This window comes from Pseudomonas sp. (assembly GCF_050739995.1).
Taxonomy (GTDB): domain Bacteria; phylum Pseudomonadota; class Gammaproteobacteria; order Pseudomonadales; family Pseudomonadaceae; genus Aquipseudomonas.
On the sequence record NZ_JBOICG010000493.1, the window covers coordinates 1 to 2,807 of the forward strand.

Sequence of the window (2,807 nt, forward strand, 5' to 3'; positions counted from 1 at the left end):
TTGACTGACACTCCGTCTTCGCGGGCAAGCCCGCTCCAACATGTTGAGTTGTATTCCAGGTTTAGAACTTGGTTTGTACAGCCAGCTCGAATGTCCGCGGCGATCCCAGGTAATACGCCGGCGACACATGGGCAAACTCGGCATACACCTCATTGGTCAGGTTACGCACCCGGCCAGTCACCGAGGTATGGGCGTCCACCTTGTAGCGCAGGAATGTTCCGAACAACGTATAGGCCGGTACCGTGAGCGTATTGGCATTGTCCGCATACACCTCGGCAACGTACCGTGCGTCCACGCCGCCTTGCCAATCCTCGGCAAAATCATAAGTCAGCCACAGGTTGCCGACGCGCTTGGGCACGTTGGTCGGTGTGTTGCCCTTGCGCGATACCACGGCGCCGCTGGCGAGCTTCTCGTTGAAGTCATCGTACTCGGCGTCGACCCAGGCGAAGTTGCCTTCCGCCAGCAATTTGGGGGTGATGCGCAACGAACTGGCCAGCTCGATGCCTTTGGACGATTGCGCACCTACCGGAATGCTGTTGTTCGGGTCCAGCGGGTCGGTGACGGCGAAATCCTTGCGCTCGATCTTGTAGGCGGCGACCGTCGCCGAACCACGACCCTCCAGGTAGTCGAACTTGCTGCCCACTTCCCACTGCTTGCCGGTGGACACGTCGAACACTTGAGTGGTGGTCGATGGCTGCTCGGCCGCCGTGCTGTATTGCACATACACATTGGCCGACGGGATGAACTGGTAAGTCAGGCCCACGCGGCCTGTCAGTGGCTCCCAACTGCGTTTGAAGTGGCGTGGGTTGGTGGCGGTGATCTCACGGTGGTTGGTCACATCGAGGTCGATGGCGTCGTAGCGCAACCCTGTCAGCAGCGAGAGCTTATCGGTGAGGCCCAGGCGGTTTTCCACGAACAGTGCCTTGGTCGTCACCTCATTGGTCTTGTCCGGGATGAAACCGGGTTTTGTGCCTGGGATGTCATAGAAGTGCCCCGGGTCATAGTGATTCGGGTCGACCGTGCTCTTGCCCGGGACATTCAGTGGGTGGTTGGTGGTGCTGTTGACCTTGTATTCAAAGCCCCCGGACCACGTGGTGGACAGGCCGAAAAGGCTGTTGTCGTGACGCAGTTCGAACTGGTTGCCGCTCTGCTCACCCTGATGGCGTACTTGGTACGCGGTTGAGCGGTTCACCGCGCTGTTGTCGGCGTTGTATTGGTAAGTCTCCAGATTGCGATAGTCGCGCTGGCTGTCCAGGTGATAGAGGGTGTTTTTCAGCGTGGTGCTGTCATTGATCCGGTAATCGATGATCGAGCGCGCCCAGATTGTGCGCTGTTCGTAACGGCCATCGGCGACGTTGTAGTTGTTGAAGCGGTTGTGCCGGTCAATCTTCAATTCGCCGGCCTTGGGGTTGAGCACCGGTGTGCCCCAGTAGGGGCTGTCTTCATGTTCATCCTGGTATTCCAGCGCCAGGGTGTGAGACAAGTTGGGTGTCAGGTCGCTGAGCAAAGAAAACGCCACGCTCCAGGCATCGCGTTGATCGCGGTCGATGTAGCTGTGGTTGGTGTTACGGCTGACGTCCAGACGTGCGTAATGCTGCACCTCGGCGCCAGGTTCGGTCAGGGCGTGGTTGAGACCGAAGGCCATGCCGGCGGTGTCATAGCTGCCATAGGTGAGTTGGCCTTCGGCCGCCTGTTCTTCGCGGGTCGCCAGTTTGGTCACGTAGTTCAGCGAGCCACCTACGGACCCCGCACCGTTGATCAAGGAGGAGGGGCCGCCAACGAGTTCGACTCGGTCATAAATCCACGCGTCCACCGGTCGCGCCAAACCGGTCGCAACGTTAATGCCGTTGAACATCTGGGTGATCTGGCTGCTGGTAAAACCCCGATAGGACACAAACCCGCCAAACCCCGGCGGTGCACTGGCGTTCACACCGGGTAGGGTATTGGCCGCATCACGGAAGGTCTTGGCACCATGGCGCTCGATATCATTGCGATTGGCGATAGCCACCGACGCCGGGGTTTCCCGCACGCTCAAGCCCAGGCGCGACGCCATGCCGCTGGACTGGTCCAGGGCCAGGCCGGGTTCGGCGGTTTGTTCGCCATCGATGGTAGTCGGGGCCAGTTCAAGTGCCCAGCCACAGACAGGCAGGCAGCCGAACAGGCCCGCCAACAGGGGTAAATGTTTCATGGTTGAATCCTGAAATACTTAGCTTGAAAACAACGCACAGCTGCCCGTAATCCCCAATGGGAACGGTGGTCGGTGCAGATCAGAAAGCGAAAGTGTCAGGCGAGAACGGGAGGCGCGCGCGGGTGAGCCGTGGGCCAGGTGAAGCGGGCAGGGATATCAGCGGCGTGAACGACAGCCGGAGGTGGTGCATGGGGTTGTGGCAACACCGCCACATTCAAGCAGGTGTTGAGCGCAGGGCCCATGCCACCGCTGGAACATAGCGGGCATCCGAACGCCTTGGACAGCGTCGGCAAGTTCTCGTCCGTGGGGTTGGTCTGCGTGGGCGCCTGGGTACGCGGGTCCACCGTACAGAACTGACCGCCGATGCCGTTGAGCTGCATCCCCAGCATCTGCCCGTGGCCAATACTGCAGGCGAACACATTGAACAGGACGCAGCAGTAGAGCATCCAGGCAATGAGCGAGCGGTCGGTACGGGCGAGTTTCATGGGGCGGCACTTTACCATCAGCCGCCGACGAATTGCCTGCAAAAAATCTCAAGAGGGCTATCCTCTCTCGGACTTTTCCAAGGATATCCAGCCATGAGCTTTTTAGTCGCGCGATGGATCGTCGGGGTTTTTGG

At 59.7% G+C, this 2,807-nt stretch carries 2 protein-coding genes; both read right to left on the reverse strand.

The genetic code is table 11. From position 1 onward, the window contains the following. Nucleotides 1–61 precede the first annotated feature (61 nt). Nucleotides 62–2,188 (reverse strand): TonB-dependent receptor, encoded by a 2,127-nt coding sequence (locus ACRESD_RS16240; protein ID WP_431751858.1) that lies wholly within the window; start codon nucleotides 2,186–2,188, stop codon nucleotides 62–64. Nucleotides 2,189–2,283: 95 nt separating this feature from the next. Then, entirely contained in the window at nucleotides 2,284–2,673 is a 390-nt protein-coding gene (locus tag ACRESD_RS16245; RefSeq protein WP_431751859.1) for a DUF2946 domain-containing protein, read from the reverse strand. Nucleotides 2,674–2,807: the final 134 nt, after the last annotated feature.

What these genes read in the sequence shown, in the direction of transcription:
- ACRESD_RS16245 (WP_431751859.1), bottom strand. Translation starts at nt 2,673, where the DNA reads ATGAAACTCGCCCGTACCGACCGCTCGCTCATTGCCTGGATGCTCTAC.
- ACRESD_RS16240 (WP_431751858.1), bottom strand. Translation starts at nt 2,188, where the DNA reads ATGAAACATTTACCCCTGTTGGCGGGCCTGTTCGGCTGCCTGCCTGTC.